Genomic DNA, 23,700 nt, shown 5'->3' on the forward strand with positions numbered 1-23,700 from the left:
AGACCCTCTATGCGACGCTCGATCGTTTGCTCAGACGGATTCACATGAACAAGTCCGAGTTGCTGCTGGTGTTGGAGCGTCCTGAGGTCCCGCTGCATACCAATGGCAGTGAGCGCGACATTCGCGATCAGGTCAAAAAACGAAAGATCAGTGGCGGCACGCGCAGCGAGCTCGGCCGACAATGCCGCGATACGTTCTCGAGTCTAAAGGCGACGTGCCGCAAGCTGAACATTTCGTTCTGGGAGTATCTGACAGACCGCATTTCTTGCAGCGATCAAATTCCCCTCCTGCCTCATCTCCTCGAACAACGCATCGCCCTCTCTGCTTGAACAGCATGCTGGCGCTCGCCCCGGGTTATTGAGAAGTTACGACATTTCCGGACGGCGAAGCGCGTCCCATTGTTCAGCAGCCTGTAATCGATGCTCCGAAAAGTGTACAATTGCGTTTCGCCCGATTTTCTGGCAGGGCCAGACCAACTGAGATATCAATGACTAAAGTATTGTTGAAAGAGAACGAGCCTTTCGACGTCGCCATGCGCCGCTTCCGCCGCACCGTCGAACGTACCGGCCTGATTCAGGAACTGAAGTCGCGTATGGCCTATGAAAAGCCGACCACCGAGCGCAAGCGCAAGAAAGCTGCTGCTGTTGCTCGCCTGCGCAAGCAGATCCGTCGCGCGCAGTTGCCCAAGAAATTCTATTGATGTTGTTGCACGTCTGAACGGCGGCTTGCAGGTCGATCAAGTTCGATCGAAGCGCCGAGTAGCCGGGGGCTTGTTCGATAGGGCCCGGGGACATGCCGGATAAGTGCGCCACCCCCAGATACCGGCCCAAGCGTCCCAGCCCGGCGGCCAATTCGTGGCCCGATCCTCGAATCAATCCATGAAGCGCCTCGCCCATCGAGGCGCACCCGTGCGAAGCCAAAGTGGCAGTCGCAATGAGCATCGTTTGAAGCGCACTTGCTGAATCGATCATGACGGCTCGCCCGCATGAATGGATCGCGCGGAAATAGAAAATGCGCTCCATGCCTCCCTGCGCTACTTCCGTTGAACGGTGGTCAGTCTCAGGGCATCGAGAACTGTATCGACCTCGCCCATGCATCCAGAATTCGAACGCCTGCACGATTCATGTCGTGTGGGCTTCGTGTGCTTCGTGTGCTTCGTGCGCTTCCTCACATGTGTTCTTCCGTTCGCTTCTACGCTGGATGTTCACTCATCGACGCGCTGTCTGACCGTCCGAGCGTCCGACCATAAGCAGACGTAAACGCATAAAGCCCGGATAGACCGGGCTTTATGCGTTGAATCTTTGGTTGCGGGGGTAGGATTTGAACCTACGACCTTCGGGTTATGAGCCCGACGAGCTGCCAGACTGCTCCACCCCGCGAAAAAGATTATAGCGCTAAGGGTATGTCAGGTCAAACCGAATCGAAGAATATTGATATCGAATGCGAATGCGTTGAATTTATTGCAGCGATGATTTATTGCAGCGATGCCGGCTTCGCCCGTGGGTACGGATCAGTTCCACGACGTACCGCTTCCACACAACGCCGATGTTCCCGCGACAACCGGCTCAACAGCGGCAGCAAAATGATTGCCACCGCAGCCCCGCCCGCCGCGAGCCAGCCGAGCCCGAAAAAAAGCTTCGTATAAAGCGGCAGCGATTGCAGCGAACCCAGGTCGTTGGAAGGCATGCGCGCGAAGTTGGCGACCACACTGCCCAGATACTGCGACACACCCGTCGCGACGTAATAGGCTCCCATCATGAAGCCGCTCATGCGTGCGGGCACATAGTGGGCGATCATCGCGAGACCCAGCCCGGACACCAGCAGTTCGCCAAGCGAATAGAGCCCGTAGCCGCTGACCATGAACCACGACGAAACACGGCCATCGACTGCATGACGGCCGCTGAACGCAAACACGAAAAAGCCCAGCGCGACCACCATGAAACCCAGAGCGTACTTTGCGGCGATGGGGATATCGTGGCCGCTATTCGCGAGCCGCGTATAAGCGATCGCGAGGAACGGACTGAGCAGCATGATCCACAGCGGATTCAACGCCTGGAATTGCGCCGCGCTCCATGAGAACAAGGTCACGTTGAAGAGCGTGAACGACGCGTCCACGTTGCGCAGCGCGAACAAGGTCAGCGAGGTGGACATCTGCTGATAAAAGATAAAGAACAGGATGACCTGCAGCGTGAGGATCAACGCCGCGAGCAGACCGGAGCGTTCGCTCCGATCGCATTTCAAAAGCATCCAGCCGAAGATCACGAGAACGGCGACACCCGCCGCGTATACGCAGATCGCCGCCACGTGTTCGTTCTGCAGCACGAATACCGTCGCGAGGCCCAAGGCCACGCTGCCCACCGCGACCGCTGCAAAGCGGCTCAACATCATGGGCTCGTCGTCAGGAGCCGAACCGATGTGCCCGACCGTGCGCCGCATCACCATGAAGTTGATCAAGCCCAGCACCATGCCCGCAAAACACACGGCGAAGGCGGCGTGCCAGCCCCAATGATCCTTGATCCACGGCGTGGCGAGCATCGAAATGGTCGAGCCGATATTGACTGACATGTAGTAGATGGTGAACGCGCTGTCGAGGCGCGCGTCATCGCCCTCGTAAATGCGCCGCACGAGATTCGCCGCGTTCGCCTTGAAGAGGCCGTTGCCGACCACGATCACACCAAGCGCCGCGTACAGGTACCCCAATGAATCGAACGGAATTGAGAGCATCAGATATCCCGATGCCAAAACGCACGCGCCAAAGATCATCGTGCGCCGCGCACCCAGCACCTTGTCGCCAATCCAGCCGCCTATTGCCGGCGCCGAGAAGACGAGCGCGGTGAACGCGCCCCATGTGAGGTTCGCGTGGGAATCGGCGAAACCCAGCTTGTCGATCATGAACAGCACGAGTAATGCTGCCATGCCGTAATAACCGAAACGCTCCCACATCTCGATGAGGAAAACAGTCGTGAACGAGCGCGTCTGAGACGCGCCGGACGGATGTGGAGTCATGGGTCAATCTCGATAGGGTTGGACGGCGTCCCCTGGCTCTGAACCGTTCGCGACCCATGCGCTTGACAAGCGATATGGAACAAGAAACGCAGTTTGTTCATTAATACAGGAGTCCGATACATGGGAAGTCGCGATTATCCCAGTAACCTCCATAAATGTGTGACAAAGGCTTGCACATACAGCGTTAAGTTTTTTGAGATTAAGGAGGAGGTTGAAAATCGAATGACACGATAGAGACGTTTGCGATGTTATTGATTGAATATCGTCAATTGCTCTTCGGATTGGATACGTTTTTTTACTTTAAATAATTTCGTATAACGATCTATTTGTCGGTACGACACCGGTCCACTGCCTTTTTGTAAACTCGTGGTAACTTTGTGTCTTCATTTCATTCTCAGGTTGCGTCAACATGAACACTATCAAGGCGATTCTCACCGGTCATACACGCGGTCTGGGTGCGGCGTTGGCCAGCCACATGCTGTCACGCGGTATCGCCGTGCTCGGGGTATCGCGCACACGCAGCAACACGCCCGCTTTGCCCCTCTTGCAGGAAGTCGAACTCGATCTCGCGAATGCCGCGGCGCTCGGCGAATGGCTTGGGACTGAAACGCTCGCCCGGTTTGTCGATGGCGCGCATACCGTCCTGCTGATCAACAATGCCGGCATGTTGCAGCCGGTTGGGGCAATTGAAGGGCAGGACGTGAACGCGATCGGGCACTCGGTGAGCCTGAATGTTGCCGCGCCATTGATGTTGTCGGCAGCAGTGGCGGCAGCAAGCCCGGCGGCGGCTGATCGACGTATCGTGCATATATCGAGCGGCGCGGCGCGCAACGCGTATCCCGGCTGGAGCATCTATTGCGCGACGAAGGCAGCGCTCGATCATCACGCACGCGCGGTCGCGCTGGACAACAACCGGGCGTTGAGAATATGCAGCGTTGCACCCGGTGTGGTCGATACCGACATGCAAGCCGAGATTCGCGGCATGGGTCTGGAGCACTTTCCGTTGCGGGAGAAATTCGAAGAACTCAAACGCAACGGCCAGCTTTCCACCCCGGCCGACGCTGCGCGAAAGGTGCTCGACTACGCGTTGAGCGATACGTTCGGCGACACGCCCGTGGTGGACGTACGCGACCTGTCGTGAGTGTCTGCGTGAGCGTCTAGACGAGCGTCTGCATGGGTATCGCCCCGAACTGCGTGCTGAGAGAGCGCATCGGCGGCTGTGTTGCGGGCGCGGGGAATCCACTGAAGGCGAACATCGGCGAGTTGTGCGATCAGACCGCGCGCCTGCGCCGCGTAGGTGCTTAGCGCGGGCGCACTGCTGGCTTCGTCGCGAAGCACGTCTTCAATTACAACTTGACTGTCGCCATGAATCACAAGCTTGGCCGGCGCCGGCTTTCGTGATACCGCGGCTTCGAGCACCGCGATCAGCGCAAGATATTCTGCCTCGCAGCTGTCACCGTGACCGGCCCGCGCGCTGATTTTCACGACGTCGCCGTCCGGGCCCTCCAGCACACCGCCAATGCCAATCTTGCCAGGATTCGGATGCGCCGAACCGTCGAACCAGGCGTGCCAGGCGACGGCATCACGGACAGCAGGCCGCACTTTTCTGGCCGCGCGCGCGACTGCGCGCTCTTGCTCACGATGGTGTCGCGCCTGTTCCGTCGCCGCCCTTTCCCGATGCCGTGCGCTCACTAGCTCCTCAAGTGTCCCCGTGCCGGCGGACTTTTCCAGCGTCTGCATCAAGGCGGCGTGAGCGGAGAGCGAAGTGAGCTTCGACAAGCGCCGGCTCGTCGCACGCTCCTTCTTGTAGGCAATCAGCAATAGCTCTTCGAACTCGAACATGCCGGGCATTAAAGTGATCGAATGAAGTGATCGAACGCCGAGCTTAACAAGTTTTTGCAGCGGGTCAGAAATCGGAACGCTGAGAACGTTGCCGCTTGATATGAAGCGCCTATGGCGATGGCGCCGCGATCACCACGCTCGCGCGTCGATTCTCCAATCCCCTGGCGTCGCCTCGTCCGCTCAGGTCGTTCGCGCCCGATGCCGAAACAATCCGCGCGTCCACCACAACCTGCTGGTGTGCCGAGAGCGTATCGGTTGCGTTGATGGCAAGCGAGTCGTCGAGAACGATCGTAGTGGGAAGTTCACCTGCGGCCAACCGACGCTCGGCGAGCAACGTGTTCGGCAGGACCGCCGCGCTGAGCGCACTCGCCGGGTTCGTCGAAGCCGGTACGTCGCTCGTGCGAGCTGTCACGATTACCGCTGCATCGGATGCGATATGCACGGCATCGGCTAGTCGAATATCCACGGTAACTGCGCTCAAGCCCACGGCCTCATCGATATTCTTTTGCACCTTCATAGCCTCGGGCGAACCCGCCTTGAGCGTCGCGATCAGCCTTCGCCAATACCCGATCGCGCGGGCATAACCCCGCGCTTCGAACGCTGCCGACGCCGCCAACGCAAGCGCTTTCGGATCAGCGGGATCGATGGCGAGCGCCGCCGCGATCTCCTCCGATGCTCGCCCGGCGAGCCGGCCGTCGCCGGCACGGGCGATGGCATCGGCGAAATCGGCGCGCAGCGGTGCGTCGCCCGGATCGAGTGCAATCGCCTTCGCGTAGGCTGCGACGGCGTCCGCGGGCCGCTCGAGCACGGTGTACGAGCGCGCGAGCGTGGCCCAGGCGGCGGCATCGCGAGGATCTGGCGCATGATCGCGCAGACGAAACGCGAGCCGCGACACCATCATCTCCATCGACATCGACGACATGTCGCGCGAGAACCCCAGCGAGTCGTCAAGCGACTTGTCCAGCTCGAGCGCGGCCGGTTCGCCGAGCTTCAGGTACAGCAGGCACGCCGCGCTCGGGAAAAGCGCAATCAGGACAGCACAGGTTGCGGCGCGTGTAGCCGTACGCGGCGTGGACCAGCGTGCAAGCGAAGGCGAACCGGCGGTATCGGCAAGTAAGCGCTGTTTTATATCGCTACGCATGCCTGCATATTGGTCTCGCGATAACGCACCCATGCCCAGATCCGTGCCGGCATCAGCCAATTCCCGCCGATACAGCGACACGCTCAGCGCGCGAGCCCTCGATACACCGGCTGCACTTTCCCGCTGCATCAACGGCACGGCTGCGCACAGGACGGCCGCTATCAACATCACGGCGGCAATGATCCAGAAGGTAATCATGGCCGGTTGCCCAGCAGATGCCTGGCGCGTTGCTGCTGCAGGCCGGTGCTCGTGCTGGCGGCAGCTTGCGCTCGAGCGTTGGTTTGAACCTGTGCGTCAGCGTCGGCGGGACGGGTAGCGGTTCCCTGCGCGCTGACATTGGCTTCGGCAATCACCACGACGCCGGAATTAGCGGCCGCGCTGATCACACCCATCACCAACACGCAACACAACCCGACCACGACCCTATTCATCGCTGCCCTCGCCTTGAAGGCTTCGCACGAGCGGCAGGATTTGCGTGTCGAGTGCGGCTTGCGTCAGCGGGCCCGAGCGTTTGAAGCGGATCACACCACGCCGGTCGACCACAAACGTTTCAGGCCCGCCATACGCACCATAGTCGATTCCCGTCTTCCCCGATCGGTCCATCATCGATGCAATATACGGGTCGCCCGCCTGCTTGAGCCACTGTCGTGCGGCGTCCGGTTCATCCTTGTAATCGAGCCCGTAGATAGGCACGATATTCTTAGCCGCGAGCGCCATGAGTGCCGCATGTCCATCACGGCACGATTCGCACCACGAGGCCCAAACGTTCATCACCCATACCTGGCCACGCAACGCTTCAGGAGACAGCTGCCGATCTGGGGCATCGAGACGCGGCAGGTCGAACGTAGGCGCTGGCCTGCCGACGAATGTTGACGGTGCCCGTCTCGGATCGTTCGATAGCGACGCGGCCAACACTACGCTCAAGCCCGCGAAGAAAATCAGCGGGAGCAGGAAGCGCTTCATGATCTCGTCTCCTTGGCGTTCGCTACGTTCGCTACGTTCGCCGCCGCGATAGCCGCCTGGGTTCGAATACGCACATGCGGTGCACCCGATGCAGCCTGCCGCCGCTCACGCACGGCCAGCCGGTACCTCCGATCGCTTGCCGCCAACACACCGCCGATCGCCATCAACAAACACCCCGCCCAGATCCAGTCGACGAACGGCTTGATCTGCACGCGCACGGTCCACGCGGTGTTGCTGTTTTCCGCTGCATTGCCGAGTGCGACGTAGAGATCGCGGAACACGCCGCGGTCGACGGCGGCTTCGGTCATCGTCGTTTTCTGCACGACGAAGAAGCGTTTCTCCGGACGCATCACCGCGATCACGTGCCCTTCGCGACTCACCACTATGTTCGCCCGCTGTGCACGATAGTTCGGACCGTCGACCGGCTTCGTGCCGTCGAAGCGAAAGGTGTAGCCGCCGGCCTCGATCGATTGACCGATATCGAGCCGCGCAACGCCTGCCGTTTCGTAGCCTTTGACCAGTGTCACCCCGGCAATAAAAATCCCGATGCCGAAGTGCGCGACCAGCATGCCGTAGAACCCGCGCGGCACATGAAAGAATCGCAGGATCCAGGGTCCACCCTGCTCCCCGATACGTCCGGCGAGCGCAGTGAGCACGGACGTCGCGCTCCATACCGCCAGCAGCATGCCCAGCGCGACCATCGGTTTCCATCCGCCCGCGAGCCATGGCAACGCAATCGCGGAGGCCACGCTGACTAACGCCGCCCAGCACAAACGCACGAGAATATCGGGCAGGCGCGCGGACTTCCACCTCGCAACCGGTCCAATACCCATCAGGAATACGACGGGTGTCATGAACGGGACGAACACCGCATCGAAATACGGCGCACCGACGGAGCTCTTCCCGAGCCCGAGCACATTGAGCAAGAGCGGATAGAACGTGCCGAGGAATACCGAAGCGGCCGCGACCATCAGCAAGACGTTGTTCGATAACAGCAATGATTCACGCGATATCGCTGCGAATCCCGGACCCAGTCCGATCTTCGGCGCTCGCCATGCGAACAATACCAACGCGCCGCCGGCCACTATCGACAGGAACGTGAGGATGAAAATGCTGCGCGTAAGATCAGAGGCGAATGCGTGCACCGACATAATGACGCCCGAACGCACGAGGAACGTGCCGAGCAGGCTCAGCGAAAACGCGCAGATGGCAAGCAACACGGTCCACGCGCGAAAACTGCCGCGTTTATCGGTGACGGCGAGCGAGTGCATGAGCGCCGTACCGACGAGCCACGGCATGAACGAAGCGTTCTCCACGGGGTCCCAGAACCACCATTCGCCCCATCCACGTTCGTAGTACGCCCAGCCGCTGCCGAGCATGATGCCCAACGTGAGGAAGGCCCAAGCGGCCGTGGTCCACGGGCGCGACCAGCACGCCCAGGCGGCATCGAGTTCGCCCGACAACAACGCCGAGATGGCGAATGAGAATGCTACTGCGAAGCCGACATACCCCATATAAAGAATGGGCGAATGCGAGACCATGCCCGGGTCTTGCAGCAACGGGTTGAGATCACGGCCATTCATTGCCGGTGGCAAAAGACGTGTGAACGGATTGGAGGTCCAGAGCATGAACGCCAGGAACCCCACGTTGATCCAGCTCATCACGCCGAGCACGCGTGCGACCATGGGTATGGGAAGCTGTTTGCTGAACACAGCTACCCCTGCCATCCACCACGTGAGCAGAGAGGTCCACAGCAACAGCGAACCTTCATGGCCGCCCCAGACCGCTGCGAAGCGGTAGATGAGCGGCAGCATCGAATTGGAATTCGACGCGACATACGCCACCGAAAAATCGTTGCCCATGAACGAAATCGCCAGGCAACTGAACGCCATCGTGACGAATGCGCATTGGGCGCGCGCAAGCGACGCGCTTAGCGTCCAACCCGTGATTCCGCGGGCCGCGCCGACAAGCGGCAACACGCCGGTCGTGATGGCGAGTAGCAACGCGACTATCAGTGCGAACTGGCCGAGTTCCGGGATCATCGGGTGACTCCTGCCGGAACAAGTGCAGTGTCCGCTGCGGTCACCGATACACCCAACGTGGAACGCGCGCGTTTGATGGCTTCAGCGACGTCCAGTGGCATGTATTTGTCGTCGTGTTTGGCCAGCACCTGATCCGCCAGGAACACGCCGGCCGGCAACAACCTGCCCTGCGCCACCGCGCCACTGCCTTCGCGAAACAGGTCAGGCAGCGGCCCACGGTAAAGCACTGGAATCTCTCGAGCCGTATCGAAGATCATGAAACGCACGGTCAAGCCGCTGGCATCGCGTTCAACCGAACCGCGCTGCACCAGGCCGCCTACGCGCACTCGTGCTGCGTGTTTCATGCTGCCCGAGACGAATTGCGCAGGCGTGACGAAGAACATCACGTTGGCGTTCAACGCATTCAACACGAGCGCGGTGTCGCCGCCGAGCGCCACAAGCCCGGCGGCGACAATGCACGCGCGCCGCGCGCGCCCTTTCACGGTTTCTCCGTCAACGTGCTGCCGCGCGTGCGCGGCTGCACGACATGTCCGCGCCTTCGCTGCCGCCAGTTCGAACCGACAGTGATTGCGATCTCGATGGCGAGCACGAGGAAAGTGATGTCGAACGCGACCCACAGATACCAGAGATCGCCATCGCCACCGGTCAAGTCGTTCATGATGTTCATCACGTTGCCTCTCGTTCATCGATAATCCGCCGCACCCGCGCGAGCGCCATGGCAATCGCGTACGACGAGAACGCCAGCATCATCACAACGAGACCTGTGAGCATGGAGCTGCCCATCGATACGCCACTGCCGAATGAAAGCGATGCGCCAGGATGCCGCGTGTACCACCGCTGCACCGGGCATGGACAGTTCACGCTGCACGTTGCGCGCCGTCAGTCGGAACATCGGCCGCATGGTTCGAAGTAAAGATTGCGGGTGGCCGAAGGCGCGGTGGTGATGAGCTTGTGCGTGGTCATCAATACGATGCCGCCTCGCTCCAGATGTCCCGCAATGCAGCGTTCGAGCACGCCGGCCGACTCTTCGTCCAGCGCTGCCGCCGGTTCGTCGAGCAACCACAGCGGCTTGTGTTCCAGCAACAGCCGCGAAATGGCGAGCCGGCGCTTCTGTCCTGCAGACAGGCCACGCACAATCGCGTGCCGGTAGCGGTCGAGTCCCACGCTCTCGAGCGCTTTCTCCTGCACCTCTACTCGCTCTTCGGCGACTTCGCCCAGCACCGAACTGAAGGTCAGGTTCTCGGCGGCGGTCAGATCGTCGCTGATACCGTTCAGATGCCCGAGATAGGCGAGAGAGTGGCGCCACACTTCCGGGCGTGCCTGCGCGTCTTTGCCGCGCCATCGCACCGTGCCCGCGCTCGGTTGCAACAGACCCGCGAGCACGCGCAGCAACGTGGTCTTGCCGCTGCCGTTCGGGCCGTGGATCTGGAGCACCTGGCCGGCGTCAACGTCGAACCCGACATCGCTAAAGAGCCTTTCTCCACCGCGGTCGAAGGCCAGTTTGTCGACAGACAAAAGTGCATCGCCCGATCTTGCCGAGGAAAATTCCGACGGGATAAACGTGTTCCGCTTCATCGTAGACCTCTCAATGTGAACGCGCTTCGCGCAGCTGTTGATCTCGCATTGCCTGAGTCATGTCCGGTAATTCATGTCCGGCAATTCGTCTGCAATACCCTTGTGCCAATCGATACACGTCTTCTCGCCCGTGCCGAGAAAGCGCTGACGCGGTGCTCGGACGATTGATCGTCTGCCAGTAACGCCTTATCAGGCCGAACATCGCACACTCCTACCTCTTGCCGGCCGCGTTCGGCCCGGCAGGCCCGGGCGCGACGCGCACATCTTCCGCATCCTTGAACGTGTTGCCGGCAAGCGGCTTCGTATCGGCTTGCGGCACATGACACTGCGTGCGGAAATAGCGCCGTGGCGAGAGGCTTCCGAGCGTGACGTTGTCTCGGATGAGGTAATGCGATACGCCGATGGGCACGGCCCCACTCTCGGCCCCACTCTCGGCCGCGCGGCTCCTCGCGTGGCACGCGATGCAGCGGTTGGCGTTCTTGTCGAGTTGATAGCCGTCGATCTTGTGCGGGATCGTCGGCGGCTGCTGTGCATGGGCGCGGCCACGGATGACATCCTTAATTTTTCGATAGGTGCAATCAACTGCTGTTTCGCCTCACCATCGTTCAGCGTTGTGCCGCGCATGGCGTCGTGAAACGGTTCGGCAGGAATCACCGGCTGGGTAGACGCCGGCCGCCGTCTGCTTAATAAAGCTTCGACGCGTCAGGCTCATCACGAATCTCCTGATCGAGCACTTCAATATCCTCGTGATGCCGTTAAACAAGCGAATCCGAATAACCACCCGGGAGCGCATGAATGGCATTCAGTTGATCGACGATGTCAACTGAGCGGCGTGCCTCCAGGGTCACGATTAATGTTCCTTTCGGACTGGTTACGTGAATCTCGGACCCGGTAGAAGTGAAATAGCCTGCTTGATATTTTCAAGATCCGATTGGCTTGCATGCACGACAATTCCCGCAATATGTGACTCGGAAATTGAAACGAACTCAACGAATGCATTTTTACAAACATGATGGTTAATACAGGAACCACGACCGAGAACCACGAACAGTAACCACGATGATGGCCAGAAAGAGGAAGCTACGGTGCTCTTCCGTCTTTCGAAGGGGAGTTTCGGTTCCCGTCATGGTTATTAATACGAGAAGCTGCGCGATCAAAGTCCGGTTTTTTTGAGATGCAGTGGGAGTAATTGTTGGCGCACGCGGGGAAGGCGTCAAGGGATTTATTGTTTTGGGGACATGCGAGTAACGGGTGATTGTTGCAGTTAAAACTAATTATGAAATACGGGCGTCGTTATATCCCTGGTTAGTAAATCAAGTGAAATCTCATTCAAATAAAATCCCGCTTAGTGAAATTTTGATAAATCGGTGATTTTTTGATAACTTGGTTAAAGATCGGCGATCGCGGCCGGTTGACAAACGTTCTGCCAGAGGAGAAGCGCTGCCCAAGTGTGGGCGCACCCCGACATGTCATTGTTCAATGTACAGATTAACAAAGGCGGCGAACGGCCGCCTTTGTCGCAAACACACTTCAGCAGGTTCGCAAGCCTCCTCACCCCCGCTTCGGAATATTCAGCCCTCTTGCCACCGCCGGCCTGGCAACGAACGCATCGAGTGCACGCCTGACGTTCGGGAAGTTTTCGATACCGACCAGCCCACCCGCTTCGTAAAAGCCGATCAGGTTTCGTATCCACGGAAAGCTTGCGATATCGGCGATTGTGTAGGTATCGCCCATGATCCATTCGCGCCCTTCCAGCCGTTGCTCGAGTACGCCGAGCAGACGCTTCGACTCAGCCACGTAGCGCTCGCGCGGGCGCTTGTCCTCGTAGTCCTTGCCGGCAAATTTGTTGAAAAAACCGAGTTGGCCGAACATCGGGCCAATGCCGCCCATCTGGAACATGACCCACTGGATCGTCTCATAGCGGCCGGCCGCATCCTGCGGGATGAACTGACCGGTCTTGTCGGCAAGATAGATCAGGATCGCGCCGGACTCGAACAACGGCAGCGGCTTGCCATCCGGGCCATTGGGATCGAGGATTGCGGGGATCTTGTTGTTCGGATTCAGCGATAAAAACGCCGGCGACATCTGGTCGTTGGTCTCGAAGCTCACCAGATGTGGCTCGTACGGCAGCCCGGTTTCCTCCAGCATGATCGAGACCTTGACGCCGTTCGGTGTCGGCAGCGAATAGAGCTGAATCCGCTCGGGATACTGCGCAGGCCATTTTGCTGTGATGGGGAAAGCGGACAAATCGGTCATGGTTATCCTTTAGACAAAAGCGGCAAGGTTGCGGCATCAAAGCCTCGTCGAAGCGGTTTACTGGCCTGTTTCGACGCACAGGACGACAAATATAGTCATTCCCGCGGTTCTTGTCTTGACGCGCCGCGGCTGTGTCGAGGTGATCGCCTACGCCGGAACCGGATCGAAGCAATCAAGAAGCGTTAACATGGCAATACATTGCTGCAAGGCTTCGAACGCTTTACGCGGACAGAATTCAAACAGAGCTGGAGTTACCCATGAGTCAAATGATCAAGCGAAACGGATTGCAGGTTGCAGCCGAGTTGAGCCAGTACGTCGATGACGAAGCGCTGTCAGGCGTCGGTATAGAGAGCGAGGCGTTCTGGAAAGGCTTCGACGCCCTTGTTCACGACCTCGCCCCGAAGAACCGCGCGCTGCTAGCCGAACGTGACCGCTTGCAGACGGAACTGGACCAGTGGCATAAGGCGAATCCGGGACCGGTTCGGGACCTGAAAGCGTACCGCGCGTTTCTGGAAGGCATTGGCTACATCGTGCCGGCGAGCGCGGCCGTGCAGGCCACGACCGAGAACGTCGATACGGAAATCGCTGAACAAGCCGGACCGCAACTTGTGGTGCCACTGTCCAACCAGCGCTACGCGCTCAACGCCGCGAACGCGCGCTGGGGCAGCCTGTACGACGCGCTCTACGGCACAGACGCGATTCCCGACACGGATGGCGCCGAACGCACCAAGCAATTCAACCCGGCTCGCGGGGCAGCGGTGATTGCCCGCGCCCGCGCGTTCCTTGATGAAGCCGCGCCGCTCGCCAACGGTTCTCACGTTGATGCCACTGCGTATCGAGTGGAAAGCGGCAAGCTCGTCGTCACGTTGAAAAACGGTTCGTCGGCGTTGAAATCGCCCGCTCAGTTCATTGGTTTCCAGAGCGATGCCAGCTCGCCTTCGGCAGTGCTGCTCAAGCATCATGGCCTGCACTTCGAGATCCAGATCGACGCGACGGACTCCATCGGCAAGACCGATGCCGCGCATGTGAAGGACGTGTTGATGGAAGCGGCGGTCTCGACCATTATCGATTGCGAGGATTCGGTTGCCGCCGTCGATGCCGCCGACAAGGTCGAGCTCTACCGCAACTGGACCGGCCTGATGAAAGGCGATCTCGCGGAGGAAGTCACCAAGAACGGCAAGACCTTCACGCGCCGCCTGAACGCTGATCGCGAATACACCGCGCCCGATGGCTCGACGGTGAAGCTGCATGGCCGCTCGCTGCTGTTCATCCGTAACGTCGGGCATCTGATGACGAATCCGGCTATTGTCGATCGCGACGGGCACGAGATTCCCGAAGGCATTCTCGACGCCGTGATGACATCGCTCGGTGCGATGCACGACCTGCAAAACAAGCTCAATTCGCGCACGGGATCGATTTACATCGTGAAGCCGAAGATGCACGGCCCAGCCGAAGTCGCGTTCGCCGATGAGCTGTTCGCACGCGTGGAAGACCTGCTCGGCCTGCCGCGTCACACCATCAAGATGGGCATCATGGACGAGGAGCGGCGCACCAGCGTCAACCTGCAGGCGTGCATTGCAGTGGCTTCGGCGCGGGTGGCGTTCATCAACACGGGCTTCCTCGACCGCACCGGCGACGAAATGCACAGCGCGATGGAAGCCGGTCCAATGATGCGCAAGGGCGACATGAAGTCGTCGGCGTGGATTACGGCTTATGAGCGCAATAACGTGCTCGCGGGACTGAGTTCGGGCTTGCGTGGGCGTGCGCAAATCGGCAAGGGCATGTGGGCCATGCCCGACCTGATGCACGCGATGCTCGAGCAGAAGATCGCACATCCGAAAGCGGGCGCGAATACGGCGTGGGTGCCCTCGCCGACCGCCGCGACGCTGCATGCGCTGCATTACCATCAGGTCGATGTGCAAGCTGTGCAGCAGGAGTTGGAGAAGACTGGTTACAGCGGCGCACGTGACGAACTGCTCAATGGGCTGCTGACAATTCCTGTCGTCGAAAAGGCGCAATGGACGGATGAGGAAATTCGCCAGGAGATCGAGAACAACGCGCAGGGGATTCTGGGTTACGTGGTGCGTTGGATCGACCAGGGCGTGGGATGTTCGAAGGTGCCGGATATCCACGATGTCGGGCTGATGGAAGATCGCGCGACGCTGCGGATTTCGAGCCAGCATATTGCGAACTGGCTGTATCACGGGGTGGTGTCGGAAGCGCTGGTCAACGAGACATTCGAGCGCATGGCGAAGGTCGTCGACAAGCAGAACGACAACGACCCGCATTACCAGCCGATGGCTGGGCACTTCGAAACGTCGCTGGCTTTCAAGGCGGCGAAGGCGCTGGTTTTTGAGGGGCGTGCGCAACCGAGTGGGTACACGGAGCCTTTGCTGCATAAGTTCCGGCTGGAAGTTAAGCAGCAGGGGTGAGTGATAGGTGGCGAGTCGCCTCGCCGCCGGATTCCAACCTCGATAACCTCTTCTCGACAAGGGGGCTGGCACAGACGCGGGAGTTTGCTATAATCCGCGACTTGCTGGAGAGATGGATGAGCGGTTTAAGTCGCACGCCTGGAAAGCGTGTTTAGGGTCAAACCTAACCGGGGTTCGAATCCCCGTCTCTCCGCCAGAATACGTTTCACATTGCTGAGTAGCACCCGAAACCCGCATCGAGCCTTGTGCCGACGCGGGTTTTTTGTTTCACGGTGCCTCAAAAAATCGGGAGACTGCGACCAAATCTCCCCCTCACGGATGCCGGATGTAATCGACCAGCGCCCTCGTATACGCATCCGGTTTCCGATCAAAAAGACTCACCACCACGGCCACGACAAACCCTGCCGGCACCCCGAACACCCCCGAACTGATCGACTCGATCCCAAACCACCGTGCTCCCGCGAACCCCGTAATCTGCGTGAAATACGGATACGTCGACATGATGTAATAGACGCACACGCTCAAGCCCGCCAGCATTCCCGCGACCGCTCCAAGCTTCGTCGTCCGCTTCCAGAACACCCCCAGCACCAACACCGGAAACAAACCGGACGCCGCCAACGAAAACGCCGCCCCCACCAGGAACAGGATATTCCCCGTATTGAGCGAAGCCACATATGAAGCAAACAGCGCCACGCCCAACAACAATATCTTCGATATGGTCACCCTTCGCTGACTGCTCGCGGTCTTATCGACCATGCAGTAATACACATCGTGCGAAAGCGCATTCGCGATCGTCAGCAACAAGCCATCGGCGGTGGAAAGCGCCGCGGCCAACGCCCCCGCCGCGATCAAGCCAGACATCACGTACGGCAGCCCCGCAATCTCCGGCGCGGCGAGCACCACCATATCCGGCTGCATCTGAATACCGGACCAGCGCACGATGCCGTCACCGTTCACATCGCCGATACGAATCAGATACGGCTCCACCTTGCGCCATTGCATGACCCAGGTAGGAAGATCGGCGAACTTGTGCCCGACGATTCCCGTCAGCATCTCGTACTTGATCAGAACCGCCAGCACGGGCACGCTCACATAAAACAGCGCGACGAAAAACAGCGTCCAGCCGACCGAGCGACGCGCGGAAGCCACTGATGTAGTCGTGTTATAGCGCGTCAGGATATGCGGCAAGCTCGCCGTTCCCAGCGACAAACACAGCAGCAACGACAAAAAATTCCGCCTGTGCAGCCGCGCGTTTTCATCGTCGGAAGGCGGGAATGCTTCAGCCATCGGCACCGGCGGCGCAGCGCGTTCGAGCATTGCATCGCGGGCGCGGCTCCATTGAACGTGCGCCTCGGCGGGTGTCTTCGGGAACGACGCCAGTTCGCTTTCCCGCTCGCTAATATCGCGCAACGGCCCGTTGTGCCGGCGCAAGTCCGCTATCTCCTCAACAAGCCGCGCCTGCTCGCTATGAAACGACCCTGGCAACTCGTCGATCTGCGTCTGGATCTGCTGCGCCTGACGCCGGTAATCGTCGCGGACCCTGGCTTCTTCGGGCGAGCGTTCAACCGCCCGCTCAAGCACTTCCACACGTTCCAGCAAGCGTCCATACGAAAGCTGCGGCAACCAGCCAAGCCCCTCGCGATGCGCAATCATGGAGACGGGAATCAGCATGGCGCTGATCAGGATGATGTACTGCGCGACCTGCGTCCACGTGACCGCACGCATGCCGCCAAGAAACGAGCACACGAGAATACCGGCGAGCCCGCAGAAGATCCCGATAGCGAAATCGATACCGATAAACCGCGACGCAATCAGCCCGATCCCCTGGATCTGCGCGACGAGATAAACGAACGAGCACAGGATGGCCGCGAACGCCGCGATCCCGCGCACGAGGTTGCTCGAAAAGCGCGTGCCGAGGAAGTCGGGGATGGTGTAACGGGCAAGCTTGCGAACGTAGGGCGCGAGCAGGAACGCAACGAGACAATAGCCGCCGGTCCAGCCCATCATGTAGGCAAGGCCGTCGTAGCCGGTTGCATAGATGGACCCGGCCAGCCCGATAAACGACGCCGCCGATAGCCAGTCCGCCGCAGTAGCCATGCCATTGAACGCGGACGGCACGCGCCGCCCGGCCACGTAATACTCGACCAGATCGGATGTCCGCGACAACAAGCCGATCACGGCATAGACGGCTATCGGCACGAACAAAAACACATAGCCGATCCACGTGCCCGGGCCGGTCACGCGCTCGATGCGCGCCATCACGTAGATGAACAGGAAGAAGCCGAGCGTGTAAAGCGCGTAGGCCCGGATGAGTCGATGGGTGAGCTTCATCGGCGATTCATGGCTCGGTCTTACCTATGGCAAGGGTCCGTTGCAGGCGGGCATCGGCGAATTGCATCAGCACGATATACACCACGATCAACGCGACATACACCAGGATCGCGCCCTGTGCGCCAAAGTAGAACGGCAGCGGAAAACCTGCGAAACGCACGTGCGCGAGCCGCGTCGCCATCAGTGGAATGCCGAACGAGACCATGAAGCCGATCAGCATCAGCACCGAGATCAGCACAAGATTCGTTCGCCAGTACAACCGATGCGCACGCGCCATCGCGGCCGTAACGGGCGGTGGAGCAGCCAAGTTCGCGGGCGGTGGAATGGAGGACATGTGCTTATCTACCAAATGCTTTGAGAAGCGGCAATCGGGATCGACATCGTGCGCCGGCCGGGATACAAAAACGGCTCCCTGAAACAGGGAGCCGCTCTTTCACGCCGGATGATACTCAAGCCAAATTCAGCGCGCTTCGCCGAGTTGATCCAGGATCGCGGGATTCTCGAGCGTCGAGATGTCCTGCGTGATCTCCTCGCCCTTCGCGAGCGAACGCAGCAAGCGCCGCATGATCTTGCCCGACCGGGTCTTCGGGAGATTTTCGCCGAAGCGAATGTCCTTCGGTTTCGCGATCGGACCGATCTCCTTCGCGACCCACGCACGCAATTCATTGGCGATTTGCTTCGCTTCATCGCCTTCCGGACGCGAGCGCTTCAGCACGACGAACGCGCACACCGCTTCGCCGGTCGTATCGTCGGGACGGCCGACCACGGCCGCTTCCGCCACGATCGGATTCGACACCAGCGCCGACTCGATCTCCATGGTCCCGAGCCGATGCCCCGAGACGTTCAGCACGTCATCGATCCGGCCCATGATGGTGAAGTAACCGGTCTCCTTGTCGCGCACGGCGCCGTCGCCGGCGAGGTACAGCTTGCCGCCGAGTTCTTCAGGGAAGTAGCTCTTCTTGTAGCGGTCCGGATCGCCCCACACATTGCGCAACGCCGACGGCCACGGCCGCTTGATGACCAGGATCCCGCCCTGCCCGTTCGGCACGTCCTGACCGGTTTCATCGACGACAGCGGCCATGATGCCCGGCAACGGCAGCGTGCAGGAGCCCGGCACAAGCGGCGTTGCGCCCGGCAGCGGCGTGATCATGTGGCCGCCGGTTTCGGTCTGCCACCACGTGTCGACGATAGGACAAACACCGCGCCCCACGTTCTCGTGATACCACATCCACGCTTCCGGATTGATCGGCTCGCCGACTGTGCCGAGAATGCGTAGTGACGACAGATCGAAGCTCTTCGGATGCACCTTTGCATCGGCTTCGGCCATCTTGATGAGTGAGCGGATCGCAGTCGGCGCGGTATAGAAAATCGTGACCTTGTGCTTCGCAATCATGTCCCAGAAGCGCCCGGCGTGCGGGTAGGTCGGCACACCTTCGAACACGACCTGGGTCGCGCCAATAGCGGTCGGACCATACGCGATGTAGCTATGCCCCGTGATCCAGCCGATGTCGGCGGTACACCAGAACACGTCGTCAGGCTTGGCGTCGAAGGTCCACTTCATGGTCTGCGCGGCCCACAGCAAAAAGCCGCCGGTGCTGTGCTGCACGCCCTTCGGTTTGCCCGTGGATCCTGACGTGTACAAGATGAACAGCGGATGTTCGGCGCTGACCCATTCCGGCTCACAGGTCTCTGCTTCATGCTCAACCAACTCGTGCATCCAGAGATCGCGGCCTTCATGCCATTGCGTCTTGCCACCCGTGCGCTTGTAGACAATCACGCTCGTGACCGCTTCGCACCCGCCGGCTGCGATGGCTTCATCGGCAATGCTCTTCAGCGGCAGCGCCTTGCCACCGCGCATTTGTTCATCCGACGTGATGAGCGCGACCGCGCCCACGTCCACCAGCCGTTCGTTGAGCGACTTCGACGAGAACCCGCCGAACACGACCGAGTGCGTCGCGCCGATGCGCGCGCAGGCTTGCATGGCGACCACGCCTTCCACCGACATCGGCATGTAGATCACCACGCGATCGCCCTTCTTCACGCCGCGCTTCTTAAGCGCATTGGCGAAGCGGCAGACGCGCTGCAGAAGATCCTGATACGTGACGTTCACGACAGTGCCGTCATCGGCTTCGAAGATGATCGCGTTCTTCGCACCGTGGCCGGCTTCCACATGACGGTCGATGCAGTTATACGACGCGTTGATTTCGCCGTCTTCGAACCACTTGTAGAACGGCGGATTCGATTCGTCGAGCACGGTTGTGAACGGCTTGTGCCAGCTAAGCGTCTCGCGCGCGAGCCGCGCCCAGAAGCCCTCGTAATCGCGTTCGGCTTCAGACGCCAAAGCCTTGTACGCGTCCATGCCAGAAATCGCTGCGCCTGCCGACGCTTTGGCCGAGGGCGGGAAAATACGGCGTTCCTGGAGTACGGATTCAATCGCAGACATCGACAACCCCTTCTTTGATGGTGAATCTGATAACCGCGACACCGGAGTCCAAGCTCCGAAGCCGCTATGTCTTTAGGCGTGGACGGCACGCGCGATGCAAATGCTGCAAGCGTTGTGCCGTGTCTCCTGCCTCTGTGCGTTGCCTGTTCGGTGCAGCGCAGCATGCGCGCCAGACTTTATACGGCGAAGATAAGCCGCGCGCCTTACCCGCTACTTACGCAGTCTCCTCGATGACCACGGGGTATACGCGTAGGCACCGGCACTTTTACAATGCGGCGCTTTCAACGCGTCAATGCAATCATGCGCTTTGCGCTCACACGCTGCTTCGGTCGCGCGCGATCCATGACGTGCCACGCCATGTTAACTGAACTCGTCGTCCGGATTCCAGCTTGAATCGTTACGCGCTCTGTCGCATCGCAGCCATGCTGCGGGTAGGAAGGCATCCGGCACGTCGACGGCAGTCTCGATGGCGTATTTTCCAGACTCTTGCCGATCGCGGCGGCGCCCTACGGCATTGTGTCTCTCGATGACTTGTCTCGCGCGCGACGGAACCGCCAGCGAGCACGTTTTGGGGCCTGCAGCGGGTGCGGACTTCGTCAGGGTTGACCCGCAACCCTGCGGCGGCGTCGCGCTACAATGACGGGCTTTCTCAAAAAATGCGCGCGAAATGCCGTTTCGCGCTTGCCACGTCCCAAGCACGTACTCGATTCGACCAACCTTCCACGACCCGGCACCGCTCATGTCCGCATCCCCGAACATCCCCGGCACCCGTTCCCCCCGCCGTCCCATGAAGCCCCTTCCAGCAGTCATCTTCATGAGCCGCTGGCTCCAGGTGCCGCTTTATCTCGGCCTGATCGTGGCGCAGGGTGTCTACGTTGTCCTGTTCCTGAAGGAAGTCTGGCACCTCGTCACCCATATGACGACGCTCGACGAAACCGCCATCATGCTGGTCGTCCTCGGCTTGATCGACGTGGTGATGATCTCGAATCTGCTGATCATGGTGATCGTGGGGGGCTACGAAACCTTCGTCTCGCGGCTCGGCGTGGAAGGCCACCCCGACCAGCCGGAATGGCTGGATCACGTGAATGCCGGCGTGCTCAAGGTCAAGCTTTCCATGGCGCTGATCAGCATTTCGTCCATCCATCTGCTGAAAACCTTCATCAACCCGGACCAGTACTCGGAGCACGCGGTCATGTGGCAAGTGATCATTCATGTGGCGTTCCTCGCGTCGGCGCTGATCATGGCGTGGGTCGACCGCCTGACTACGCACACCCATCCGGAACACTTTCACGAACCATCCAGCACGCCCGCGCCCGCGAAGGCGCACGAGTAAGCACGAATAAGCTTAGGCCAGCACCAGAAATACGCTCACGAGCGCTTCATAAAGCGCCGCAAACAGTCCCGATAACGACCCGTTCCCACACGTTCAAGCCATGACCATCATCAAGCAGGAAGACCTGATTCAGAGCATTGCGGATTCGTTGCAGCACATCAGCTATTACCATCCGCTCGACTACATCCAGGCACTTGGCCGCGCATACGAACTCGAAGAGAGTCCGGCCGCGAAAGACGCCATTGCGCAAATCCTGACGAACAGCCGCATGTGCGCGGAAGGTCATCGGCCGATCTGCCAGGACACGGGCATCGTCACGGTGTTCGTGAAAGTGGGCATGGACGTGCGTTGGGCGAGTGAGTCAGGTTCGGCCACCATCGGCGTCACCGACATGATCAACGAAGGCGTTCGCCGCGGTTATCTGAACCCGGACAACGTGCTGCGCGCATCCATCGTGAGCCCGCCCGAAGGCGCGCGCAAGAACACGAAGGACAACACGCCGGCCGTGATCCACTACGAGATCGTCCCCGGCAATAAGGTCGATGTCCAGATCGCGGCCAAAGGCGGCGGCTCGGAGAACAAGACTAAGTTCGCCATGCTGAACCCATCGGATTCCATCGTCGACTGGGTGCTGAAAACCGTGCCGCTGATGGGCGCCGGCTGGTGCCCGCCCGGCATGCTCGGAATCGGCATTGGCGGGACGGCGGAAAAAGCGATGGTCATGGCGAAGGAATCGCTGATGGACGCCATCGACATCCAGGACGTCATCGCACGTGGACCGCAGGACTGGATCGAAGAGTTGCGCGTGGAGCTGCATGAGAAGGTCAACGCGCTGGGTATCGGCGCGCAGGGCTTGGGTGGCTTGGCGACCGTGCTCGATGTGAAGATCATGGCGGCGCCCACGCACGCGGCATCGAAGCCGATCGCGATCATCCCGAACTGCGCAGCTACCCGCCACGCGCATTTCACGCTCGACGGCTCAGGCGTGGCGAAACTCGACGTGCCTTCGCTCGACGCATGGCCGAAGGTCGAATGGGTCGCGAACACGCAGACAAGCCAACGCGTGGACCTGAACACGTTGACGAAGGAACAGGTCGCGGCATGGAAGCCCGGCCAGACGCTGCTGCTGTCGGGCAAGATGCTGACGGGCCGGGACGCGGCGCACAAGCGTATTGCCGATATGCTCGCCAAAGGCGAAAAGCTCCCCGTCGATTTTACGAATCGCGTGATTTATTACGTTGGCCCGGTGGACCCCGTGCGCGACGAAGTCGTTGGCCCGGCAGGCCCGACCACCGCCACGCGCATGGACAAGTTCACGGACATGATGCTGTCGCAGACCGGCTTGATCTCGATGATCGGCAAGGCCGAGCGCGGCCCGGTTGCCATCGAGGCGATCAAGAAGCACAAGGCCGCCTACATGATGGCAGTGGGCGGTGCGGCGTACCTGGTGTCGAAGGCGATTCGCGGCGCGCAGGTCATCGCGTTCGAAGACCTGGGCATGGAAGCCATCTACGAATTCGACGTTCAGGACATGCCGGTCACCGTTGCTGTTGATTCGACCGGGACTTCCGTCCATCAGACTGGGCCCAAAGAATGGCAAGCAAAGATCGGCAAGATTCCGGTCGCAACCGTTTAAACTATCGCCTTAGCAATTGGAGCTAAAAAGAGCCGGGCCACGTGCCCGGCTCTTTCATTTTCGGGCTGTTGCGTAGAGAACTGTTTTCATTCTCATTTCGCTGCGTCGAAAGACGAAAACCCCGTTAAATAGCACAGAAAACACCATTTTTCATCTTGGCTTTTTAAACTTGAGCGGTTATGTTTGAAAAGCTGAAACGCCCACACAAGGAACTAACATGCAAGGCGATATCAAAGCCCTCGAATACCTCAACCAGCAACTGAAAAATGAGCTGACTGCAATCAACCAGTACTTCCTGCATGCGCGCATGTACAAGCACTGGGGGCTGGAGAAGCTTGGCAAGCACGAGTACGACGAGTCGATCGGCGAAATGAAGCATGCCGACTGGCTGATCCAGCGTATTTTCATGCTCGACGGCCTGCCGAACCTGCAGGACCTGCACAAGCTGCTGATCGGTGAAGAGACTGAAGAAATCCTGAAGTGCGACTTGAAGCTAGAACAGATCTCGCAGAGCACATGCAAGGAAGCCATCGCGTATTGCGAATCGGTTCGCGATTTCATCTCGCGTGAAATCTTTGTGAAAATTCTCGACGATACGGAAGAGCACATCGACTGGCTGGAAACGCAGATCGATCTGGTGGCGAAGGTCGGCATCCAGAACTATCAGCAAACCATGATGGGCGAGAACGAGTAAGCTACC

Annotated in this window: 22 protein-coding genes and 2 tRNA genes; 8 read left to right on the forward strand and 16 right to left on the reverse strand. The window is 59.8% G+C overall.

Annotated elements, in window-relative coordinates; all coding sequences use genetic code 11:
* Both BSU04_RS00965 and rpsU read left to right on the forward strand, forming a co-directional pair.
* Window positions 1-329 (forward strand): IS66 family transposase (locus BSU04_RS00965; protein ID WP_218827215.1); only part of this gene is annotated, 329 nt, incomplete at its 5' end.
* A 158-nt stretch (window positions 330-487) separates the two neighbouring features.
* Window positions 488-700 carry a 30S ribosomal protein S21 gene (gene rpsU / locus BSU04_RS00970; protein ID WP_006999077.1) on the forward strand — a complete coding sequence of 71 codons (213 nt, stop codon included), beginning with the start codon at window positions 488-490 and terminating at the stop codon, window positions 698-700.
* 602 nt (window positions 701-1,302) lie between these two features.
* Here the strand turns inward: rpsU and BSU04_RS00975 are convergent.
* Window positions 1,303-1,379: transfer RNA gene (locus tag BSU04_RS00975), tRNA-Met, on the reverse strand.
* 94 nt (window positions 1,380-1,473) lie between these two features.
* Window positions 1,474-3,006 (reverse strand): peptide MFS transporter, encoded by a 1,533-nt coding sequence (locus BSU04_RS00980; RefSeq protein WP_089158846.1) that lies wholly within the window; start codon window positions 3,004-3,006, stop codon window positions 1,474-1,476.
* A 409-nt stretch (window positions 3,007-3,415) separates the two neighbouring features.
* Here BSU04_RS00980 and BSU04_RS00985 point away from each other — a divergent pair, with 409 nt between their 5' ends.
* Window positions 3,416-4,147 carry an SDR family oxidoreductase gene (locus BSU04_RS00985; protein ID WP_089158847.1) on the forward strand — a complete coding sequence of 244 codons (732 nt, stop codon included), beginning with the start codon at window positions 3,416-3,418 and terminating at the stop codon, window positions 4,145-4,147.
* Here BSU04_RS00985 and BSU04_RS00990 read toward each other — a convergent pair.
* The 11 genes from BSU04_RS00990 to BSU04_RS01040 all read right to left on the reverse strand — a co-directional run bounded on the left by BSU04_RS00990 (window position 4,087) and on the right by BSU04_RS01040 (window position 12,825).
* Complete coding sequence (locus BSU04_RS00990; RefSeq protein WP_306427164.1) at window positions 4,087-4,857, reverse strand: ribonuclease HI family protein; 771 nt, start codon at window positions 4,855-4,857, stop codon at window positions 4,087-4,089. The two genes, BSU04_RS00985 and BSU04_RS00990, sit on opposite strands and share 61 nt — an antisense overlap.
* A 100-nt stretch (window positions 4,858-4,957) precedes the next feature.
* Window positions 4,958-6,187: a c-type cytochrome biogenesis protein CcmI gene (ccmI, locus tag BSU04_RS00995; protein WP_089158848.1), complete on the reverse strand. Its 1,230-nt coding sequence runs from the start codon at window positions 6,185-6,187 to the stop codon at window positions 4,958-4,960.
* Window positions 6,184-6,420: a hypothetical protein gene (locus BSU04_RS01000; protein ID WP_089158849.1), complete on the reverse strand. Its 237-nt coding sequence runs from the start codon at window positions 6,418-6,420 to the stop codon at window positions 6,184-6,186. Before BSU04_RS01000 ends, ccmI begins: the two co-directional genes overlap by 4 nt.
* On the reverse strand, window positions 6,413-6,952 hold the full coding sequence (locus tag BSU04_RS01005) for a DsbE family thiol:disulfide interchange protein (RefSeq protein WP_089158850.1): 540 nt from the start codon (window positions 6,950-6,952) through the stop codon (window positions 6,413-6,415). The genes BSU04_RS01000 and BSU04_RS01005 overlap by 8 nt, the downstream gene beginning before the upstream one ends.
* Window positions 6,949-8,994: a heme lyase CcmF/NrfE family subunit gene (locus BSU04_RS01010; protein ID WP_089158851.1), complete on the reverse strand. Its 2,046-nt coding sequence runs from the start codon at window positions 8,992-8,994 to the stop codon at window positions 6,949-6,951. Before BSU04_RS01010 ends, BSU04_RS01005 begins: the two co-directional genes overlap by 4 nt.
* Complete coding sequence (gene ccmE, locus BSU04_RS01015; protein WP_089158852.1) at window positions 8,991-9,476, reverse strand: cytochrome c maturation protein CcmE; 486 nt, start codon at window positions 9,474-9,476, stop codon at window positions 8,991-8,993. The genes BSU04_RS01010 and ccmE overlap by 4 nt, the downstream gene beginning before the upstream one ends.
* Window positions 9,473-9,661 (reverse strand): heme exporter protein CcmD, encoded by a 189-nt coding sequence (locus tag BSU04_RS01020; RefSeq protein WP_089158853.1) that lies wholly within the window; start codon window positions 9,659-9,661, stop codon window positions 9,473-9,475. Before BSU04_RS01020 ends, ccmE begins: the two co-directional genes overlap by 4 nt.
* 212 nt (window positions 9,662-9,873) lie before the next feature.
* Complete coding sequence (gene ccmA / locus BSU04_RS01025) at window positions 9,874-10,569, reverse strand: cytochrome c biogenesis heme-transporting ATPase CcmA (protein ID WP_089158854.1); 696 nt, start codon at window positions 10,567-10,569, stop codon at window positions 9,874-9,876.
* A gap of 211 nt (window positions 10,570-10,780) precedes the next feature.
* Window positions 10,781-11,131 (reverse strand): nitrate reductase cytochrome c-type subunit, encoded by a 351-nt coding sequence (locus tag BSU04_RS01030; protein ID WP_306427165.1) that lies wholly within the window; start codon window positions 11,129-11,131, stop codon window positions 10,781-10,783.
* A gap of 193 nt (window positions 11,132-11,324) precedes the next feature.
* Window positions 11,325-11,417: a hypothetical protein gene (locus tag BSU04_RS48670; protein ID WP_373452781.1), complete on the reverse strand. Its 93-nt coding sequence runs from the start codon at window positions 11,415-11,417 to the stop codon at window positions 11,325-11,327.
* Between the two features lie 703 nt (window positions 11,418-12,120).
* Window positions 12,121-12,825, reverse strand: a complete 705-nt coding sequence (locus BSU04_RS01040) for a glutathione S-transferase N-terminal domain-containing protein (RefSeq protein WP_089158856.1) — start codon at window positions 12,823-12,825, stop codon at window positions 12,121-12,123.
* A 257-nt stretch (window positions 12,826-13,082) separates the two neighbouring features.
* On the opposite strand from BSU04_RS01040, the gene BSU04_RS01045 reads away from it, so the two are divergent.
* Together BSU04_RS01045 and BSU04_RS01050 are read left to right on the forward strand one after the other, a co-directional pair.
* Window positions 13,083-15,257, forward strand: coding sequence for a malate synthase G (locus tag BSU04_RS01045; RefSeq protein ID WP_089158857.1), 2,175 nt, complete (start codon window positions 13,083-13,085; stop codon window positions 15,255-15,257).
* Window positions 15,258-15,363: 106 nt separating this feature from the next.
* Window positions 15,364-15,453, forward strand: a tRNA-Ser gene (locus tag BSU04_RS01050).
* A 116-nt stretch (window positions 15,454-15,569) separates the two neighbouring features.
* Here BSU04_RS01050 and BSU04_RS01055 read toward each other — a convergent pair.
* The 3 genes from BSU04_RS01055 to acs all read right to left on the reverse strand — a co-directional run bounded on the left by BSU04_RS01055 (window position 15,570) and on the right by acs (window position 20,031).
* A complete protein-coding gene (locus BSU04_RS01055; RefSeq protein ID WP_089158858.1) occupies window positions 15,570-17,588 on the reverse strand; it encodes a sodium:solute symporter family protein in 2,019 nt (672 codons plus the stop codon).
* A gap of 7 nt (window positions 17,589-17,595) precedes the next feature.
* A complete protein-coding gene (locus tag BSU04_RS01060) occupies window positions 17,596-17,922 on the reverse strand; it encodes a DUF4212 domain-containing protein (RefSeq protein WP_089158859.1) in 327 nt (108 codons plus the stop codon).
* A gap of 126 nt (window positions 17,923-18,048) precedes the next feature.
* Window positions 18,049-20,031, reverse strand: coding sequence for an acetate--CoA ligase (acs, locus tag BSU04_RS01065; protein WP_089158860.1), 1,983 nt, complete (start codon window positions 20,029-20,031; stop codon window positions 18,049-18,051).
* Between the two features lie 739 nt (window positions 20,032-20,770).
* On the opposite strand from acs, the gene BSU04_RS01070 reads away from it, so the two are divergent.
* The 3 genes from BSU04_RS01070 to bfr all read left to right on the forward strand — a co-directional run bounded on the left by BSU04_RS01070 (window position 20,771) and on the right by bfr (window position 23,694).
* Window positions 20,771-21,364, forward strand: a complete 594-nt coding sequence (locus BSU04_RS01070) for a TIGR00645 family protein (RefSeq protein WP_089158861.1) — start codon at window positions 20,771-20,773, stop codon at window positions 21,362-21,364.
* Between the two features lie 100 nt (window positions 21,365-21,464).
* Complete coding sequence (locus tag BSU04_RS01075) at window positions 21,465-23,000, forward strand: fumarate hydratase (protein WP_089158862.1); 1,536 nt, start codon at window positions 21,465-21,467, stop codon at window positions 22,998-23,000.
* Window positions 23,001-23,217: 217 nt separating this feature from the next.
* Window positions 23,218-23,694, forward strand: coding sequence for a bacterioferritin (bfr, locus tag BSU04_RS01080; protein ID WP_089158863.1), 477 nt, complete (start codon window positions 23,218-23,220; stop codon window positions 23,692-23,694).
* The last annotated feature ends 6 nt before the right edge of the window (window positions 23,695-23,700 follow it).

Source organism: Caballeronia sordidicola (assembly GCF_002220365.1).
GTDB lineage: Bacteria > Pseudomonadota > Gammaproteobacteria > Burkholderiales > Burkholderiaceae > Caballeronia > Caballeronia sordidicola_C.

What these genes read in the sequence shown, in the direction of transcription:
- rpsU (WP_006999077.1), top strand. Translation starts at nt 488, where the DNA reads ATGACTAAAGTATTGTTGAAAGAGAACGAGCCTTTCGACGTCGCCATG.
- BSU04_RS00980 (WP_089158846.1), bottom strand. Translation starts at nt 3,006, where the DNA reads ATGACTCCACATCCGTCCGGCGCGTCTCAGACGCGCTCGTTCACGACT.
- BSU04_RS00985 (WP_089158847.1), top strand. Translation starts at nt 3,416, where the DNA reads ATGAACACTATCAAGGCGATTCTCACCGGTCATACACGCGGTCTGGGT.
- BSU04_RS00990 (WP_306427164.1), bottom strand. Translation starts at nt 4,857, where the DNA reads ATGCCCGGCATGTTCGAGTTCGAAGAGCTATTGCTGATTGCCTACAAG.
- ccmI (WP_089158848.1), bottom strand. Translation starts at nt 6,187, where the DNA reads ATGATTACCTTCTGGATCATTGCCGCCGTGATGTTGATAGCGGCCGTC.
- BSU04_RS01000 (WP_089158849.1), bottom strand. Translation starts at nt 6,420, where the DNA reads ATGAATAGGGTCGTGGTCGGGTTGTGTTGCGTGTTGGTGATGGGTGTG.
- BSU04_RS01005 (WP_089158850.1), bottom strand. Translation starts at nt 6,952, where the DNA reads ATGAAGCGCTTCCTGCTCCCGCTGATTTTCTTCGCGGGCTTGAGCGTA.
- BSU04_RS01010 (WP_089158851.1), bottom strand. Translation starts at nt 8,994, where the DNA reads ATGATCCCGGAACTCGGCCAGTTCGCACTGATAGTCGCGTTGCTACTC.
- BSU04_RS01020 (WP_089158853.1), bottom strand. Translation starts at nt 9,661, where the DNA reads ATGAACATCATGAACGACTTGACCGGTGGCGATGGCGATCTCTGGTAT.
- ccmA (WP_089158854.1), bottom strand. Translation starts at nt 10,569, where the DNA reads ATGAAGCGGAACACGTTTATCCCGTCGGAATTTTCCTCGGCAAGATCG.
- BSU04_RS01040 (WP_089158856.1), bottom strand. Translation starts at nt 12,825, where the DNA reads ATGACCGATTTGTCCGCTTTCCCCATCACAGCAAAATGGCCTGCGCAG.
- BSU04_RS01045 (WP_089158857.1), top strand. Translation starts at nt 13,083, where the DNA reads ATGAGTCAAATGATCAAGCGAAACGGATTGCAGGTTGCAGCCGAGTTG.
- BSU04_RS01055 (WP_089158858.1), bottom strand. Translation starts at nt 17,588, where the DNA reads ATGAAGCTCACCCATCGACTCATCCGGGCCTACGCGCTTTACACGCTC.
- BSU04_RS01060 (WP_089158859.1), bottom strand. Translation starts at nt 17,922, where the DNA reads ATGTCCTCCATTCCACCGCCCGCGAACTTGGCTGCTCCACCGCCCGTT.
- acs (WP_089158860.1), bottom strand. Translation starts at nt 20,031, where the DNA reads ATGTCTGCGATTGAATCCGTACTCCAGGAACGCCGTATTTTCCCGCCC.
- BSU04_RS01070 (WP_089158861.1), top strand. Translation starts at nt 20,771, where the DNA reads ATGTCCGCATCCCCGAACATCCCCGGCACCCGTTCCCCCCGCCGTCCC.
- BSU04_RS01075 (WP_089158862.1), top strand. Translation starts at nt 21,465, where the DNA reads ATGACCATCATCAAGCAGGAAGACCTGATTCAGAGCATTGCGGATTCG.
- bfr (WP_089158863.1), top strand. Translation starts at nt 23,218, where the DNA reads ATGCAAGGCGATATCAAAGCCCTCGAATACCTCAACCAGCAACTGAAA.